The organism is Nocardia vulneris (assembly GCF_001613425.1).
GTDB classification, from domain to species: domain Bacteria; phylum Actinomycetota; class Actinomycetes; order Mycobacteriales; family Mycobacteriaceae; genus Nocardia; species Nocardia vulneris.
Genome location: NZ_BDCI01000024.1, coordinates 51,689 through 66,863 on the forward strand (window position 1 = coordinate 51,689; position 15,175 = coordinate 66,863).

Consider the following 15,175-nt stretch of genomic DNA (forward strand, 5'->3'; position numbering starts at 1 on the left):
ATGCTCTCGGACCACCCGAGCCAGGACGAACTACGGCTGTTCTTCGACGAGGCGCTGACCGCGGTCCGCGGCGGCGCCGGTGTGCCCACCGACAACGGCCTGGATCTGCGCACCGCGAACGCCCTGTGGGAGATCGCCGAGGCCTACCCGAACATCCCCGACCGCCTGATCGCCGCCGCCCACGCTGCCTTCGCCGGCCAACTGGACGGCGCCAACGCCGCCGCCCGCCAAGCCGCCATCAACCGCGCCTTCGAGTAGTGCGCGAGCACAGCACCAGCAACGGTAGGGTGACCAGCGAGTTGCTGCACGACGCTTTTCGGGAGGCTTACCTGCGTTATTTCTGAGGGTTGGCCAGATGCCTCGGACACGATGTGTATGTGCCACCAAGATTCGGGTCTGTACGTGCGAGTCAGGCACTAGTACCCATAGGATTGGGACGCTGTAGTAACTGGCTGCGAGGCCGACGTGCGCACACAGCGTCAGCATCGCAGCTGCGAGGAGGGCCAGTAGCGGATGAGGGATCCAGCGCATGCGCGTCGTTCGATGCCGAGGACAGGTAGGGAGCTTGCTGCTGCCGGGCAGTGCTGCTGTACCCGTACTCGGAACTTCGAGCTGCTAGGAGCATGATCGATGGGTGAGCCGAAGGACGACTGGAAGGGCTTCAAGAGGCCCGGTGCGCTCAAACTGAATCACGACGTCGCGACCAAGGCGGCGACCTATTGCGCCGACATGCTCGACATCATCGACCTGGTGGTGGGTCGAGCAGACGAACTATCGGATCAGAAACTGCCGACGTCTTATCAGCTTTTCGGTCATCTGGGCTCGGGTCAAGAGATGACCAGGGAAGTCTACAAAATCGGCACGAGGTTTCGCGAAGAGGTCATCGACGCGCACAAGAAGATTCTGACCGATATGGCTCAGTCATTTCTTATAGCGGGTAATAAATACAAGAACGCGGACGGGGATTCGAAGGCTGATCTCACCACGTTGCAGAACAGTCGGCACCCCGATGAAGGCATCGAGCATGCCGAGCAGCACTACAACGGAGAAATCGCTGATCCGGATCACTGGTACGACAACAAACTTCCCGCGGCGAAGGACAAATATGAAAAGTCCAAGCGGGATGACAAGGGTAACTGGCAGATCGGTAAGTATGAAGGTTTACCCTCTGGCCTGAAGGTCACGGACAAGGGGGCGGCAATCGACGCCGAACCCGCTTCCACCCTTGGGTTCGAGGACTTGCACAAGCTGTACACGACATTGCAGGGCATCGACTACGTTCAGGACTTGGCTTCGGACTGGCATCGAATGGCGGTCCAGCTGGATCGAGGTTTCTCCGATTTCAAGAGGGACATCTCCAACCTCGTGGATTCGGAGGAGTGGACGGGCTACGGTGCCAACAGTGCGAAGAAGGCTGTCGGAATATATACCGGCACCGGATCGGCGCTGGTACAGGCCATGTACACCATGAGCAGTAATCTGATGGACGCGTACAACTGGGGCAAGACCACTCAGGTGAACATGCCCGAGTCTCCCGCCAATACGCTGTCGAAAGAAAATCAGAATATCGAGCTCGGACTGGCCCGGGATACCTTCAAAGCCTGGTACGAGCCGGGTATGGAGACGACGTCTACGGCCTTCCCGCCCTTGCCACTTCCTGAAGGTCCCAAGCAACAGACCTACGAGCCGGGGCCGCCCGGCCCTCCCGGACCGCCCGGCCCACCCGGTACCGCTAACCCGGGGCTCAACCAAAAGCAGCAGCAGGACCAGCAGCGGCGCCTTCAAGAGCAGGCTGAACAGCAGCGCAAGGCGCTGGAAGAGCAGATGGCCCGTGCGCGCCAAGAGCAACAGCAGCGTGCTCAAGAGCAGCAGCGGCAGGAGCAACAGCGAGCACAGCAGCAGGCAGCCCAGCAAGCCGCGCAGCAGGCATCGCAGATCGCGCAGCAGGTCGCCCAGGCCGGACAGCAGCTCGGCCAGCAACTGGCCAGTGCGGCACAGCAGGCCGCGCAGCAGGCGAGCCTGGCGGGCCTGCCCGGACTCCCCAGCCTCAAGGACCTGGAGGAGCAGGCGAAAAAGGCGATGGGCACCGCCGGGAAGGGCGCTGGGGGCGCTGGTGGTCCCGGTGGCGCGCCCAAGGGGCTCAACATGAATCAGAGCCTGGACAAGGCGTCCAAACTGTTCCCGCGTGCCGAGGCGACGACCACCGGCACTGCGTCGGCGTCCCGTGCGGGTCTTGCCGCCAGCGGCATGGGTATGGGCCCCGGCCCGGGCCCCGGCGCTGCCGGCCAGCAGAAGGAGCACAAGCGAGCCGACTACCTCGATTCCACCGAGCACCTGGAAGACGCGATCGGTGATGCGCCCGTGGTGGTCAAACCTGTTGTAGAGCAATGAACCGCACCTGGACACTCACCGATCTCGAACTCTTCGCCGTCTGGGAACGGGCGACGACGACCTGGTTGCCATGGCCATTGGTCTGCACGACACGGGCGCGTACTCGTAGTGAACTCGACTACGAAATGCGGCGGGCCGTGAATCATGTGGAGGCTACGTACCCGGAGTTCATGGGCGAGGTATTGGAGACGCTGTGCTCGCCGGAGATCTCGATCGCGGTCAACGGATATGACGGTCGCGACGAAAACAAAGTGGAAACACTGGTGCGGGTATTGGCCGTTCGCCGCGCCGATATGGGTTACATCGTGACACAGAAACCCGGGGAAACGTATTGGCACAGTGGCGGATACACCATTGCCGAATGTGACGCGGTGCGATTGGCGGACAAGGTGGTAGCGGCACTTCCTGAGGTGCCTGCAGGCCGTGAAGCCGATTACCTCCTGCCCGCGGAGGATCGGGCGGAGGAGCTGGACTACTCATTCGCCAGTTCTGTTGTGCGAGATTCCTTTTCGGATCCTGTGCAGCGGCGGTCCGAGAAGTTTCTGGCTGCGCCGATCGAGTATCGGGGCACGGTCGATGTCCGGCAGGGCCGTTCGCGATTCGGCCCCCGTGGTGTCACCCGCCATCAACTCCAGTGGCGCGACATCGAAGATGACGGTCGTTATGTGATCACCGAGGAATCCCCGCCGGTGGCGGTTGCGGCCGACGGTAAGCGGTTCGTGCAGATGATCAACAGCAGGGTCGCCGAGGTGGTTCGGGTCATCAAAGACGAACGAGCATAAAGGGGGTTGACGTGCGTGAGACGCTGTTATTGATCCCATGTCTGGAGAGGGGTGGATATGACGGCACCTAAAGACGAAACGGGGCAGGAGTTTCCGACGGAATTCGTCGTGACGTCGCTGACCGGGTCGCTGGCCGTGCGCACCACCGAACAGGGCCTTCCGCTGGGTATCAAGCTCGATCAAGATCAATTGCGGCGCGCGCCGGAAGCCTTGGCGGCGGAGATATTGCGGTTGTGCAAACAGTCGGCGAACCGGGCCGGCCTGGCTCGGCGGAACCAGCTGAAGGAAGCGGGTTTCACGTCCGAGATGTTGGCGATGACCGGTCTGCCCACCGAGCAGGAAGTCGCGCGGCAGGAGATCATCGAAGAGCAGGAATACGAGACCGAGCCGCAGAGCTGGCTTCGATCGGTCTGAGCGGGGAGAGGATTCGGGAGGACCTCATGGTCGACACAATGGACGAGCTGATCGCTCGGGTGCAGCAGCAGATGTACCGGCTGCGTGATCTCAACGACGCGACCGCCGCGATCCTGGTCACCGAAACCTCGCCCGACGGCGCGGTCACGGCATCGGTGGACGGCAACGGCGCGCTGGTCGGGCTGGAGCTGTCCGGCGCGATCGCCAAACTGACGCCCGCGGATTTCGAGAAGACACTGGTCGACACCGCGCAGGCGGCGGCGTATCGGGCCTTCGCCGAGCGGGCCGGGCTGGTTACCGCTTATAACGAGGAAAGCACGAGGTGAGCGGCCCGGATGAGCCCGCAGTTATCAGCGAATTACGTTCCGGTAGGTAAGGTTTTGCACGAAGCATCGAGGGGTGTTTCGGGATTGGACGCACAGTCATGAATCACATTGAAGTTGTTCCGGATGCGGTTCGGGCCTATGGTTCCGCCTCGGCCGCGATGGCGGCCGGCGTCGCGACGGCGGGTGCGGTCGACCAAGCCGCCACCATCGCGACCGTGGTGCCGGTGTTCGGCCTGATCGGTCAGGAATTCCTCGCCTCGTTCGCGTTCGCGCAGGCGAATCATCTCTCCTCGGTGGCCGAACTCGCCGCGGTGCACGCGGGTACGGCGCTGACCGCGCATCAGGCCGCGAGCACATACGAGGTCACCGACAGTGCGTCCGGTGCGGCCATCGGATCGGTCAACTCGAAGTCATGACCAATCCCGGGGCCATCCCACCGCCGGGGGCGGAGCCACTGGATCCCACCGTGCTGGATCTGTTGCGCGGCAGTGTTCTTGCCCCGATGCTCGACCAGCCGGTGAACGACATCCTGCACAACTTGGGCCTGCCGAACCTGCCCGAGATGCCCGCGCACATCCAGATGCCGGAGATGCCGCCGCTGCCGCCGCTCGATCTGACGGCGCTGATGCGGCCGCTGACCGATCTGGCGTCGGCGTTCGGCAGCGGGCAGTTGCCCGCGGCCGCGCCCGCCCCGGCCCCGGCCAACGCGGACGGTACGCAGAACGCGGCCGCACCGGCCCCCGCGCCCGACCCGACCCAGCTGCTGTCCGGCATCTCCACGGTGATGCAGACGGTGATGCAGGTCGGCACCTCGGCGATCCAGACGGCGATGTCGGTCTGGCAGGGCCTGGCGGCGATGGAGGCCGCGAAGAAAGCCGGTGAGGCGCAAGCGGATGCGGGCAAACTGCAGGCACAGAGCGGCGAGGAGAAGCTCGTCCTCGGCGAGGCGGCGGGCAGCGTCTTCACCGGCGCGGGCCTGATGTCCGCGGTGGTGGCGAAGTTCTCCACGACCCTCGCGCTGGCACCCCTGTACGCGGCCACGCCCGCGGGACAGGTGTTCTTGGCGGCGTCGGCGGTCGAGGCGATGGCCGAGGCGCTCGGCATCACCGTCAAGACCAAGGGCGAACTGCTCGGCCACAGCGGCACCATGACCAAGGCGGGTACCAAGGTCCCGATCACCAACGCGCCCAAGGGCGTTGCGGGTGCGGGCGGCGCCGACCAGCTCAGCCAGCTGATGAGCTTGGTGACGCCGCTGATCAGCACCGCGAGCACGGCGGCGCAGTCGCTCGGCCAGCTCGCGCAGGCGAGTTCGTCGCTCAGCGCGCCCAAATCGGCCATCGATTCGAAGGCCCATGTGGCCAGCGAACTTTCCGACGAGGAGAAGGCCAAGGCGGAGGCCTCGCGCGGTGCCGGTCCGGGCGTGGGCGCGTACGGCCCCGGTCCCGGCGCGGCGGCCGCTCCGGCGCAGCCGCTGAATCCGTGGCAGGGCACCAGGGTCGCGAGCGGTTCGGTGGGCGCGCTCACCGGGCTGGGCAGTGTCGGCGCGAGTCCGGCTGCGGCAGCGGCGATGTCGGGCTCGACCGGTACCGGCAGCGGCATGATGCCGATGGGCGGCGCCGGTGCGATGGGCGCGGCGGGCATGGCCAGGGACGGCGAATCGTCTACCGACGCATTGCGCGGGCAGATGGTGACGAGCCAGCACGGCGACGAAGTGGTCGGCCGGATCGAGGGGGTCTCGCTGCCGGTGGTCGGCGCGGCCGACACCACGTCGGAACCGCCGCCGGATAAAGAACTCACGCTCTGAATCTTGAGGAGGGTCTCATGAGTGGTGAAGACGCGTTCGCGAGCGTTCAATTCGACGCTGTCGCGGCGGGGAAGGCATCGAACGGACTCGATGTGCTGGCCGATCGGCTGACCGCGGATCTGCAGGCGGCGGAGGAGGCCTTGCGGATTCAGCCCGCAGGCGCCGACGAAGTCTCCGGCCGGGCGGCGCAGACCGGGAACGAGGTCGCCACCTCGTACCTGGCGAGCGCCCAGGCCAGCGTGCACGAGATGCGCAAGCTGGCGGCCACGTTGCGGATGCACACGAACGAGTTCGCGCAGATCGAAACCGACAGCGTCGCGGACTTCGACGCCGCGGGCGGCCGGGCCGTCTGAGGCACGGTCCATGGAAGGGCACAGCGCAGCGATGATCGAACCACCGAAGCCAGGGTTCACCGGCGTGGTGTGGGAAGCGCGGCCGCCGGAGCGGCTCGCGCAAGACCTCACCATGGGGCCGGGTTCCTTGCCGATGGCCGAGGCAGCCGCCGAATGGGCGCGGCTCGCCACGGTTTTCGGCGCGGCGGTGCTCGAATACGAGCAGGTTCTGGCGTCGCTGCGCGGTGCCTGGCAGTCCGGGCGCAGCAACGAGGTCATGGAGAAGGTGACCACGCTGCGCCAATGGCTGGTCGATGCGGCGGCGACGGCGAGTTCGAATGCCGCGCGGCTGCAGGCGCAGGTCACCGCGTACGAGGTGGCCAGGCTGGCCATGCCGAACACCGCGGAGATCGAGCAGATCAAGCAGGTGCAGCAGGCGGTGGAGAGCGTGGGCGCCATGCTCGGCGCACCGATCCGAGCCGTCGCCGCGGATACCGACGCGGACGCGGATGTGGCGAAAGCCGTTGCGTCGCGGGTGATGCGCAGCTACGAATCGGCGGCCGAGCCGCTGGCGACGCCGTGGCAGCATCAGGAACCGCCGAAGATCGCGCCCGAGCAGGCGTTGGTCGCGGAGCAGTCCGCGGCCGCCGCCGCGGCCGCGGCACCGAAGGCGATGCCGGGTTTCCCAGGCGTGCGGGTGGGTTCGATCGGCATTCCCGCGTTGCCGCCGCGTGCGCTGTCCGCCTATCGCGCGCCGGTGTTCTCGCAATCGACCACCGCCGCCGAGCCGGTGGCGCGCAGCACACAGGTGGGTACGACGGCCGCCACCGGACAGTCCGCGCCGATCGCGCCCGGCGCGATGGGCGCCGCGGGCGGAGCCCAGGATTCGGCTCGGTTCCCGCGCGCCAGCCTGGCGGGTGAGGCCGATCAGATCGGGTTGGAGGGCGAAATCCAGGCCGCTCCAGCCGTACTCGGCGGCACCGAGGCAGTGGCCAAGGCGCCCACCGAGACTCGGACCGAAACCGGCGGTGCGCCGTGACCGTGCTGACCAACGACGCGTTGCTCGCGGTCGCGGACCGAGCCGGAGTGCAGACCCTGCCGCTGGCGCTGGCCGTAGGGCCGCAACAGGATTCGTTCGAGGAGTGGCAGCGCGCGCAGGAGTCGGCGGTGGCCTCGCTGATCGACGGCGGCCTGATCGACGCGCACGGCGAGGTGGACCCGGAGCTGGCCGACGTGCTGTTCACCCTGGCCCACCCGGAGCAGGAGCTGGCGGCCCGCATCTACACCGGAAACGGTTCGCGCCGAGTCTGTGTGGTGCGTCGCGCGCACATGCATGCCGTCGCGGTGCGCTCGGGCGACGACTTCGACGTGCGCCCGGTGTGGACCGACGGCTCGGCCGCCGATCTGGTGCGGCCGGTGCTCGCGGCCATGGACGCGTGCCCGCCCGCCGAGATCCCCAATTTCAGCGTCCCCGCAGCGGAGCTGGCCGAACGGCTCGATGGAGCCGCGACGTCCAGCGAGCTCACCGACGCTCTCTATGCCTTGGGTGCCACCGATCGCGACGCCACCACTTTGGGGCTGACCTTCGGTGCGACGCACGCCTACGCCGAGATCGTGGCGTGCGCCCATGAGGATGGTGTGACCACCAGGGCGCCCGGCGCCGTCGCCGTGTACGACACCGCTCGCGGGCGAATCGTCGCGGCGCCGATGGTTTCTCCGGATCAGCAGGTCTGGTCCACGGTCACACCGGGTACCGATCATCGGGTTGCGCAAGCAGTCGCCACGTTGATCGAGGGGTTACCCGGGGGGAGGTGGCTGCCTCAGTAGTTCTCGGGGTGCAACTTCGGTTGTCTCGTATTGCAACGAGATCGCTCGTATGGGACAGCGATCAACAAAAATGACGAAAGGTCAAAGAAATGTCTCTCACCTCTCTCGGTGGCTCGGGCAAGGCTGTTGGTGTCGAGGCCGGTGGCGTCGACAAGGTCGTCGGTGACCTGGAGACCGCGATCAACAACCTGCGGACTTCGGTCAAGGAAATCGATCAGGCCGCGCAGGACGTGCTGAAGGGCTGGAAGGGCGATGCGTCCGACAAGTTCGTTCAGGTCGCCCGTGACTGGCACGACGAAGCCGAGGACCTGAACAAGCGGCTCGACCAGTTCTCGCAGGCCGTCGACGGCGGCAAGAAGACCCTGCAGGCCATGGACCAGGCCTGACGGTCTGTCCATCCTTTATCGGAACCCCATCGTTCTAAGGAATAAAGAATGACCATCCTTTACGATCCCGCAGCCATGAACGAGCTGTACAGCGACCTGCAGAACCACGGCGGCAAGATGAAGGGCGAGATCGACTCGCTCAACGACGCCGCCAAGGCGTTCCACGACAACCTGACCGGTGAGAACGCGTCGCAGGGCTTCGACGCGGCGCACAAGAACCTCACCACGGGTCTGGAGGACACCCTGCAGAAGCTGGATGCCCTCGGTGCTCAGGTCGAGAACGCGCTGCAGCGCGCGCTCGAGGCCGACGGCAAGGTCGGCGACGGTTTCGCCGCATTCTGACATGACGGCTACCTGACGGCCGGCCGGAACCTGCGAGTTCCGGTCGGCCGTTTCGGTTTTCGCGGCGGCGAGCGCGAAACAGCCCGCCCGGGCTTTCGTGCGGGCAGGCCGGGTGTGCGTCAGCTGGGTCCGGCGCGACTCAGCGCGCGGCCAGCGATTCGCCGATGTAGTGCATCTCGTCCGGCGTCGTCACCATGAACACGGTCGCGCTCGCGGTGGCGGTGCGCACGGTGATCCGGTTGGGCGCGAGCGGATCCTGGAGCAGCGTGACGTCCGCGTCGATCGGTGCGGGCGGCTCGTCCGGCGTCCGTACGTGCACGATCGTGGCACCGCCCGCGTGCGCGGTGGGCGCGATGCCGTCGAAGACCACCACGGTCGTGCTCGGGTAGGGCGCGGCGGGCAGCGGTGGCGCGGCGGGCGCGTGATAGCTGGCGCCCGCGGAGCGCGGCGCGATCGAGATGACGTGCGGCGCATCGAGATTGGTCACCATCGTGTGCCACGCGTCCGGCCGGGCGGTGTGCACGATGGCGTGCGCGCCGAGCGCGGTGGCGCGCAGGATCACCTGCTGGGCCAGGTCGAGATTGCCGACGACCTCCAGGTGCCGGGTGCCCTCGCCGACCAGCGGCACCGCGATGCCCTGGCCGAGTTCGTCGGCGCCGATCAACTGCCCGCAGCCCGCCGTCGGTACCGCGATATCGGTGAGCGCGGCGATGGTGCCGCGGTAGCCGGTATCGGAGCCCCAGCGGCCGGTGGTGCCGATAGGCAAGGTGTCCAACAGGATTCGCATCTGATTGCCCGGCAGCTCACGCAGGCCGGGTAGCGGCGGCTCGTCGGGTTCGAAGGTGGTGTCGAACCGGACGACGGCGTTGAGCACGACCGTGCCCAGGTGATCGGCCCGCGTGTCGTGCCGGTTCGCGCCGGGGCGCAGCCGCAGCGTCACCGTGGTGGACAGGCTCTGTACCGTCCAGATATCGGCGAGGCCGGACGGGGCGATCATGTCCGCGCCGATCTGGTACTGGGTGAGGTAGCGGCCTTGGTACTCCAGCGATCTCGGCGATTCGGTGAGCTGATCGACCTCGAAGCCGTGGGTGAGTTCCCGGACCGCGGTGTTCATCTCGGTGGCGGTGAGCACCGAGGTGGCGATGTCGTGCGCGGCGAGCCGGTTGGCCACCCGGCGGGTGGCGATCATCGCGGTGCGCAACGCGCCGGTGCCGCCGCCACCGCGCTTGTCCACCGCTTCGGCGTTGGCCAGCGGGTCCAGCCGCAGCACCAGCCAGAGGGTGCGGTGCGCGATGGCGGGCAGCGGGCCGAGGATGCGGTCGTAGAGGTGCGAGATGATGCCGGTGCCCGCCGTGCGCGCCCCCGTGCTCACGATGTCCACGCTGGCCAGCGTGAGGTCGAATTGGTCCAAGCAGCGGGCGATTTCGGTGAGCGGCAGCAACTGGTCGGTGCTGAGCGAACCGCGGCGCAGCAGCGTCATCGTGTCCGGCGGCGGGTCGATGCGCAGCATGGTGAGCAGCAGTTCGCCGTCCCAGCGCACGCCGTAACCGCCGCCCTCGCTGAACGGCACGTCGAAGGCCGGCGCCTGGGTGAGCTGGTCCGCGGGCCGCAGACCGCTGCGCCGGCGGGCCAGCGCGCCGCCGATCATGCCCGCCAGGGTGCGGCCGCGGATCGGGACCAGGCCGATCAGCGCGATGCCGACCCCGGTACCGAGCGCGCCCCACAGGTTCTCGCTGGTGGCGAGGACGCCCCAGGCCGCTGCCGCGGCGAGCACCACCATGGGCACCACCACCCGCAAGGGATAGACACGGAAGAGCCAGAATTCGGGATCGCGCAGGGTGTCATAGGTCGACGTGCGACCGGGCGCTGCCGCCGCATCGCCCTCCTGCTCGGTCGCCCCATCGGGCCTGGTCTCGTTCACACTCGTCGTCACCGCGTAGTCCCTGTCTGCCACCCGTGCGGATACTCCGCCAGCCATGAATTCATCGGTTCAGGGCCGTCCTGGAATTACGGTACCGTGTCGATGAAGATGGTTCTCGACAGTTCGATGGAGACCTTGTGCCGGCACAGTTGACCACCCGAGCCCAGGTCAACGGGTATCGATTCCTGTTGCGCCGACTCGATCACGCGCTGGTGCGGCGCGACGTGCGGATGCTGCACGACCCCATGCGGTCCCAGGTGCGCTCGCTGTGGGTCGGTTTGGTGCTCGGCATCCTCATCATCGCCGGTGCGGCGATCCTTGGCTTCCTGCGCCCCCAGGGCGCGATCGGCGACAACCTGATCGTCTCGGGCAAGCAGAGCGGCGCACTGTACGTCGTGGTGCAGGCCGAGGACGGCAGCAAGACGCTGCACCCGGTGCTCAACCTGGCCTCGGCTCGGTTGATCACGGGCAGCAACGCCGAGCCGCACGGCGTCAAGGACAGCAAGCTCAACGACATGCCCCGCGGCCCGATGGTCGGCATCCCCGGCGCACCGGCCGCGCTGCCCGGGTCGTCGCAGGGCTCGCGGTCGGCGTGGACGCTCTGCGAGACGATCGCACTGTCGCAGGGCGGCAGCGCCGCCTCGGCCACTGGCGGCACCACGACGATCATCGCGGGCAAGCCGGAGCTCGGCGATCGGATCCGCACGGTCGGTGCGGACCAGGCGCTGCTGGTGAAGCGCAGCGACAAGACCTACCTGGTCTATGACGGCAAGCGGGCCGAAATCGACCCCAACAACTCGGTGCTGGTGCGCGCGCTGAACCTGTCGGCGCACCGGGCCCGCCCGATCGGCACCGGAATGCTCGGCGCGACAACGGAAGTCCCCGCGATCACGGCGCCGCAGATTCCGCAGGCGGGGCAGCCCGGACCGGGCCCGCTGTCGAAAGTTCCGGTGGGCGGCGTCATTTCGGTCAGTGACGTCGGCGACGGCAAACCTGGCCTGTATGTGGTGCTCGCCGAGGGCCTGCAGCCCGTGAGCCCGTTCACCGCGCAGCTGATCCGGTTCGCCGACTCGCACGGGATGAGCGATATTCCGACCATGCCGCCGGACGTGCTGGACCGGCTGCCGATTCTGCATTCGTTGCCGGTCAACGACTTTCCGGTGGAACCGCCGAAGATCCTGAACGCGGAGGACGCTCCGGTCACCTGCGTTGCGTGGACCAAGACGCCGGGCACGGCCCCGGCCAACCGCAAGGTGGACGCGGGCGACGGCCCGAACGAACGCGCGGCGATCACGCTGCTCGCCGGTGTCCGCGTGCCGATCGCGGAATCCGCCAAGACCGTCACGCTGGCCACCGCGGACGGGACCGGCGACCATGTGGACGCGGTATACGTCCCGCCGGGCACCGGTGAATTCGTCCAGGTGACCGGGATGGGACCGGGCAGCCCGCGCCGCGGCAGCCTGTTCTACGTCGCCGATAACGGTGTGCGCTACGGCATCCCCGATATGGCGACCGCGCAGGTGCTCGGCCTCGGGAATACGCCACGCCTCGCGCCGTGGCCGATCATCGGCCAGATGGTGCCGGGCGCGACTTTGTCCCAGAAGGAAGCGCTCACCGCCCGCGACCAGCTCCCCCTGGAACCGCCGGGGTAATCCGGCGGCCGGGGGGTCAGTCGTTGAAGCCCTTGACGTTCAGCGACGCGATGATGCCCGACAGCGCGGTGTGCATATCCGGGGCCTCGATGCGCATCAGCATCGACTCGTCGATATTGGCCAGGTCCAGTGACTCGTCGTTGGCCAACCGGAACTCGCGCTCCTCCTCGGCGGCCTCGACGACGTTGCGGATGAACCGGCCGTTGCCCGCCAGATCGACGCCGCGGCGTGGCTGGCCGCTCTGGTCGGTGCTCTGCAGCGAGTAGAGCTTGGTGCAGGCGATCACGAGCAGTTCGAGCGCTTCGTCGGACAGCTCCGAGTCGCGCTTGTGCGCGATGACCTTGCCGATCTCGCCGAGTTCCTCCGGCGTGTAGGACGGGAACTGCACGCGCTTGGAAAAGCGGGACGCCAGGCCATCGTTGGCGGCCAGCAGGCGATCGATCTCGCCGTCGTACCCGGCGATGATCACGACCAGCCGATCGCGGTCGTTCTCCATCCGGGCCAGCAGCGTGTCCACGGCTTCGCGGCCGAACGAGTCGCCGCCCTGCAGACCGGTCTGGATCAGCGTGTAGGCCTCGTCGATGAACAGCACGCCGTCCATCGCGCTGTCGATCAGCGCCTCCGTCTTGAGCGCGGTGCCACCGAGGTTCTGGCTGACGAAGTCGACGCGCTTGGCCTCGACCACCTTGTCGGTCTTCAAAATGCCTACGCCGCAATAGATCTTGGCGACCACGCGGGCGATGGTGGTCTTACCGGTACCGGGCGGGCCGGTGAAGGCCAGGTGCTGACCACGGGCGCCGGCGGCCAAACCCTTCTCCGCGCGGATCTTCGCCATCTGCGCGCTCGACTGCAGCTTGGCCACCTGGGTCTTCACCGAGGACAGGCCGATCTGGGAGTCCAGCTCCGCGCGGGCCTCGGCCAGGATCTTCTTGGCGCGGTCCTCGGTCTCGGCCTGCTCCATCTGCTTCATCGACGGCGCCGAGTTCGGATCCCACTTGTCGGTGCGGGCGTCGATCGTCTCGCGGGAGGTGATGCTGATCCGGTAGGTGCGGTCGCGCATGGCGGCGGCGTTCGCGTCGAAATCCGGGGCCTGCGAGTACACCTTCTCGAACAGGCCCTGCGCGATCTCCTCGTTGCCGGATTCGCGCAGGCACAGGCCGCGGCAGAACATGGCGGTCGATCGGGCGGCCGGGATCGGGCCCGCCTCGGCCTGTTCCATCCGGCGGATGGCCTCACCGAACAGCCCGAGCTGGGCGCAGGCGGTGCCGACCATGACGTGCGCGCCCGCGGCGAGATACGGATCGTCCCACTCGGCCGAACCGGCCAGCACCGCCATCACATCGGGCCAGCGCTGGGTGTTGTAGTGCAGCACGCCGCGCACGTAGGCGCAGATGCGGTTGTCGATCTCCCGGTCCGGATCGCTGAGCTGCGACTTGCGGTGCGCGTCGAGGTCGTTGAGCACGCGCTCGGCCTCGTCGTACTCCTTGTCCGCGATGAGTTGCGCGGCCCAGGCCAGCCAGATCTCGGTGTAGCTCGACAGCGGGTAGTCGATATAGAGGCCGGGCAGGAAGCGGCCGGCGAGCTCCCGGGACTGCAGGCCGAGCCTGCGCTGCTCCCGGTACAGCGTGCTGGTGCTGGTCCGGTGCATGTTGAACAAGACGTCCTTGGTGAGCTCACCCGCGGCCGCGCGACCGAGCCAGGCGTCGCACATGGTGGGGTCCCACTCGGTGGCCCGCTGAAAAGCGAGCTTCGCGTATTCGAGATCGCGCGCGGATTCCTGTCCTTCGATGGACAGTCCGAGTGACAGAATTCCGGCGTCGAAGGCTCGTTGTGCTTGGCGATTGCCGGTCATGGCTGTCTGACCCCGAAGTCTTCGTTCGTAGTGATGGGATGAGTTCTTGTGGACTCCAGACTACCGATCGCGCAGTGCCTGGTCTGTCCGTTACATTAGGTTCAGCTGCCGGGAGGTTGCAACGCAAGTGTTGTCTAGGTGAGAGTCTTAGGGTGTCGAAGTCGTTCACTCAGAAGACGTTCCACCCAGCACGGATTCACGCAGTGCAGCTGGGGCGTGAACCATCGCCAGTGGAGAGGCTGGGGGTCCGGGGTCGTTGATCGAAACACCAACCAGTGGCGCACGCGCTACTGAGCCAGAATTGAGTCGGGTATCCGTTATCGGCGGTAATACTCAGCTCGACGTCGGCCTGCCCGCGACCGTGCCGATCGCCGGATTCATCGGCGACCTGGTGGCCCTGATCGAATCCCGTAATCCCGAGCAGATCGACGCCGAGGACGATTCGGTGCCGCTGCAGGCCCAGCACTGGACGCTGGCCCGGGTCGGCCAGGAGGCCTTCGCCCCGAGCCGCACGCTCAACGACGCGGACGTGCACGACGGCGAACTGCTCGTGCTGCGCTCGGTCACCTCGAAGGAAGCCCCCGCGCTCTTCGACGACGTGATCGACGCGGTCTCCCGGCTCACCGCGGAGGAGTTCCGCAGCTGGACCGGTAACTCGGCACGGTGGACCGGCCTGGTCACCTCGGTGCTGACCGTGCTCACCGTCTTGCTGATGCTGGCGAACGCGCGCGGGCACGGCGATCCGCTCGCCCCCGCGTTCATCCTGACCGCCGCGGGCATCGGCGCCTTCGTCGCGGCCGGCTTCGCCGCCCGCAGGTATCTGGACACGATCACCGCCACCTGGCTGTCGTTGGACGGGCTGTTACTGGTGTTCGGTGGCGGCGCGCTGTTCGTGCCGGGTGCGCTGGGGAGTGCGCATCTGCTGCTCGGCTGCTCGCTGACCCTGGTGGCCGCGGTGCTCGGCTACCGGGTCATCGGCACGGGCGCCACCCTGTTCTCCGCCGCGGCCGCCGTCAGCGTGATCGCGGGCGGTTCGGCGGCGGTGTATCTGGTTTGGCATCCAGGCTTGCCGAAGCTCTCCGCCGGTCTGGTGGTGGTCGGGATCGCGCTGCTGTCGATGGTGCCGCGGCTCGCGGCGGGCCTCGC

The 15,175-nt window shown here is 67.2% G+C and carries 16 protein-coding genes; 14 read left to right on the plus strand and 2 right to left on the minus strand.

The features are described 5' to 3' along the window. The 12 genes from NVU01S_RS26800 (at position 1) to NVU01S_RS26855 (ending at position 8,604) form a co-directional block, all read left to right on the plus strand. Positions 1–258 carry a hypothetical protein gene (locus tag NVU01S_RS26800; protein ID WP_043677333.1) on the plus strand — a complete coding sequence of 86 codons (258 nt, stop codon included), beginning with the start codon at positions 1–3 and terminating at the stop codon, positions 256–258. Between the two features lie 372 nt (positions 259–630). Next, on the plus strand, positions 631–2,391 hold the full coding sequence (locus NVU01S_RS26805) for a hypothetical protein (RefSeq protein ID WP_043677331.1): 1,761 nt from the start codon (positions 631–633) through the stop codon (positions 2,389–2,391). Further along, the gene (locus NVU01S_RS26810; protein WP_043677328.1) at positions 2,388–3,173 is read left to right on the plus strand and encodes an ESX secretion-associated protein EspG; all 786 of its coding nucleotides are present in this window, start codon (positions 2,388–2,390) and stop codon (positions 3,171–3,173) included. The genes NVU01S_RS26805 and NVU01S_RS26810 overlap by 4 nt, the downstream gene beginning before the upstream one ends. A 57-nt stretch (positions 3,174–3,230) precedes the next feature. Beyond that, positions 3,231–3,587, plus strand: a complete 357-nt coding sequence (locus NVU01S_RS26815) for a hypothetical protein (protein WP_014981748.1) — start codon at positions 3,231–3,233, stop codon at positions 3,585–3,587. 26 nt (positions 3,588–3,613) lie between these two features. Continuing rightward, positions 3,614–3,913, plus strand: a complete 300-nt coding sequence (locus NVU01S_RS26820) for a YbaB/EbfC family nucleoid-associated protein (RefSeq protein ID WP_014981749.1) — start codon at positions 3,614–3,616, stop codon at positions 3,911–3,913. Positions 3,914–4,011: 98 nt separating this feature from the next. Continuing rightward, a complete protein-coding gene (locus NVU01S_RS26825; protein ID WP_014981750.1) occupies positions 4,012–4,329 on the plus strand; it encodes a type VII secretion target in 318 nt (105 codons plus the stop codon). Further along, entirely contained in the window at positions 4,326–5,717 is a 1,392-nt protein-coding gene (locus tag NVU01S_RS26830; RefSeq protein ID WP_052281052.1) for a hypothetical protein, read from the plus strand. Before NVU01S_RS26825 ends, NVU01S_RS26830 begins: the two co-directional genes overlap by 4 nt. Before the next feature lie 17 nt (positions 5,718–5,734). After that, positions 5,735–6,070: a PE domain-containing protein gene (locus tag NVU01S_RS26835; protein ID WP_014981752.1), complete on the plus strand. Its 336-nt coding sequence runs from the start codon at positions 5,735–5,737 to the stop codon at positions 6,068–6,070. A 31-nt stretch (positions 6,071–6,101) separates the two neighbouring features. Continuing rightward, positions 6,102–7,088, plus strand: coding sequence for a PPE domain-containing protein (locus NVU01S_RS26840; protein WP_014981753.1), 987 nt, complete (start codon positions 6,102–6,104; stop codon positions 7,086–7,088). Further along, positions 7,085–7,876: an ESX secretion-associated protein EspG gene (locus NVU01S_RS26845; protein ID WP_043677326.1), complete on the plus strand. Its 792-nt coding sequence runs from the start codon at positions 7,085–7,087 to the stop codon at positions 7,874–7,876. Before NVU01S_RS26840 ends, NVU01S_RS26845 begins: the two co-directional genes overlap by 4 nt. Positions 7,877–7,965: 89 nt before the next feature. Beyond that, complete coding sequence (locus NVU01S_RS26850) at positions 7,966–8,262, plus strand: WXG100 family type VII secretion target (RefSeq protein WP_029893149.1); 297 nt, start codon at positions 7,966–7,968, stop codon at positions 8,260–8,262. Between the two features lie 48 nt (positions 8,263–8,310). Next, a complete protein-coding gene (locus tag NVU01S_RS26855) occupies positions 8,311–8,604 on the plus strand; it encodes a WXG100 family type VII secretion target (protein WP_014981756.1) in 294 nt (97 codons plus the stop codon). Positions 8,605–8,743: 139 nt separating this feature from the next. Here NVU01S_RS26855 and eccE read toward each other — a convergent pair whose 3' ends face one another. Beyond that, complete coding sequence (gene eccE, locus NVU01S_RS26860) at positions 8,744–10,558, minus strand: type VII secretion protein EccE (protein ID WP_043677325.1); 1,815 nt, start codon at positions 10,556–10,558, stop codon at positions 8,744–8,746. Between the two features lie 104 nt (positions 10,559–10,662). Between eccE and eccB the strand changes: the two genes are divergently transcribed. Continuing rightward, the gene (gene eccB, locus NVU01S_RS26865) at positions 10,663–12,177 is read left to right on the plus strand and encodes a type VII secretion protein EccB (protein ID WP_043677324.1); all 1,515 of its coding nucleotides are present in this window, start codon (positions 10,663–10,665) and stop codon (positions 12,175–12,177) included. Between the two features lie 16 nt (positions 12,178–12,193). On the opposite strand, the gene eccA is transcribed toward eccB, so the two are convergent. Beyond that, positions 12,194–14,029, minus strand: a complete 1,836-nt coding sequence (gene eccA, locus NVU01S_RS26870; RefSeq protein WP_043677323.1) for a type VII secretion AAA-ATPase EccA — start codon at positions 14,027–14,029, stop codon at positions 12,194–12,196. Positions 14,030–14,330: 301 nt separating this feature from the next. Between eccA and eccD the strand changes: the two genes are divergently transcribed. Continuing rightward, on the plus strand, positions 14,331–15,175 hold an 845-nt coding region (gene eccD, locus NVU01S_RS26875; RefSeq protein ID WP_244896320.1), incomplete at its 3' end, for a type VII secretion integral membrane protein EccD.

What these genes read in the sequence shown, in the direction of transcription:
- NVU01S_RS26800 (WP_043677333.1), top strand. Translation starts at nt 1, where the DNA reads ATGCTCTCGGACCACCCGAGCCAGGACGAACTACGGCTGTTCTTCGAC.
- NVU01S_RS26805 (WP_043677331.1), top strand. Translation starts at nt 631, where the DNA reads ATGGGTGAGCCGAAGGACGACTGGAAGGGCTTCAAGAGGCCCGGTGCG.
- NVU01S_RS26810 (WP_043677328.1), top strand. Translation starts at nt 2,388, where the DNA reads ATGAACCGCACCTGGACACTCACCGATCTCGAACTCTTCGCCGTCTGG.
- NVU01S_RS26815 (WP_014981748.1), top strand. Translation starts at nt 3,231, where the DNA reads ATGACGGCACCTAAAGACGAAACGGGGCAGGAGTTTCCGACGGAATTC.
- NVU01S_RS26820 (WP_014981749.1), top strand. Translation starts at nt 3,614, where the DNA reads ATGGTCGACACAATGGACGAGCTGATCGCTCGGGTGCAGCAGCAGATG.
- NVU01S_RS26825 (WP_014981750.1), top strand. Translation starts at nt 4,012, where the DNA reads ATGAATCACATTGAAGTTGTTCCGGATGCGGTTCGGGCCTATGGTTCC.
- NVU01S_RS26830 (WP_052281052.1), top strand. Translation starts at nt 4,326, where the DNA reads ATGACCAATCCCGGGGCCATCCCACCGCCGGGGGCGGAGCCACTGGAT.
- NVU01S_RS26835 (WP_014981752.1), top strand. Translation starts at nt 5,735, where the DNA reads ATGAGTGGTGAAGACGCGTTCGCGAGCGTTCAATTCGACGCTGTCGCG.
- NVU01S_RS26840 (WP_014981753.1), top strand. Translation starts at nt 6,102, where the DNA reads ATGATCGAACCACCGAAGCCAGGGTTCACCGGCGTGGTGTGGGAAGCG.
- NVU01S_RS26850 (WP_029893149.1), top strand. Translation starts at nt 7,966, where the DNA reads ATGTCTCTCACCTCTCTCGGTGGCTCGGGCAAGGCTGTTGGTGTCGAG.
- NVU01S_RS26855 (WP_014981756.1), top strand. Translation starts at nt 8,311, where the DNA reads ATGACCATCCTTTACGATCCCGCAGCCATGAACGAGCTGTACAGCGAC.
- eccA (WP_043677323.1), bottom strand. Translation starts at nt 14,029, where the DNA reads ATGACCGGCAATCGCCAAGCACAACGAGCCTTCGACGCCGGAATTCTG.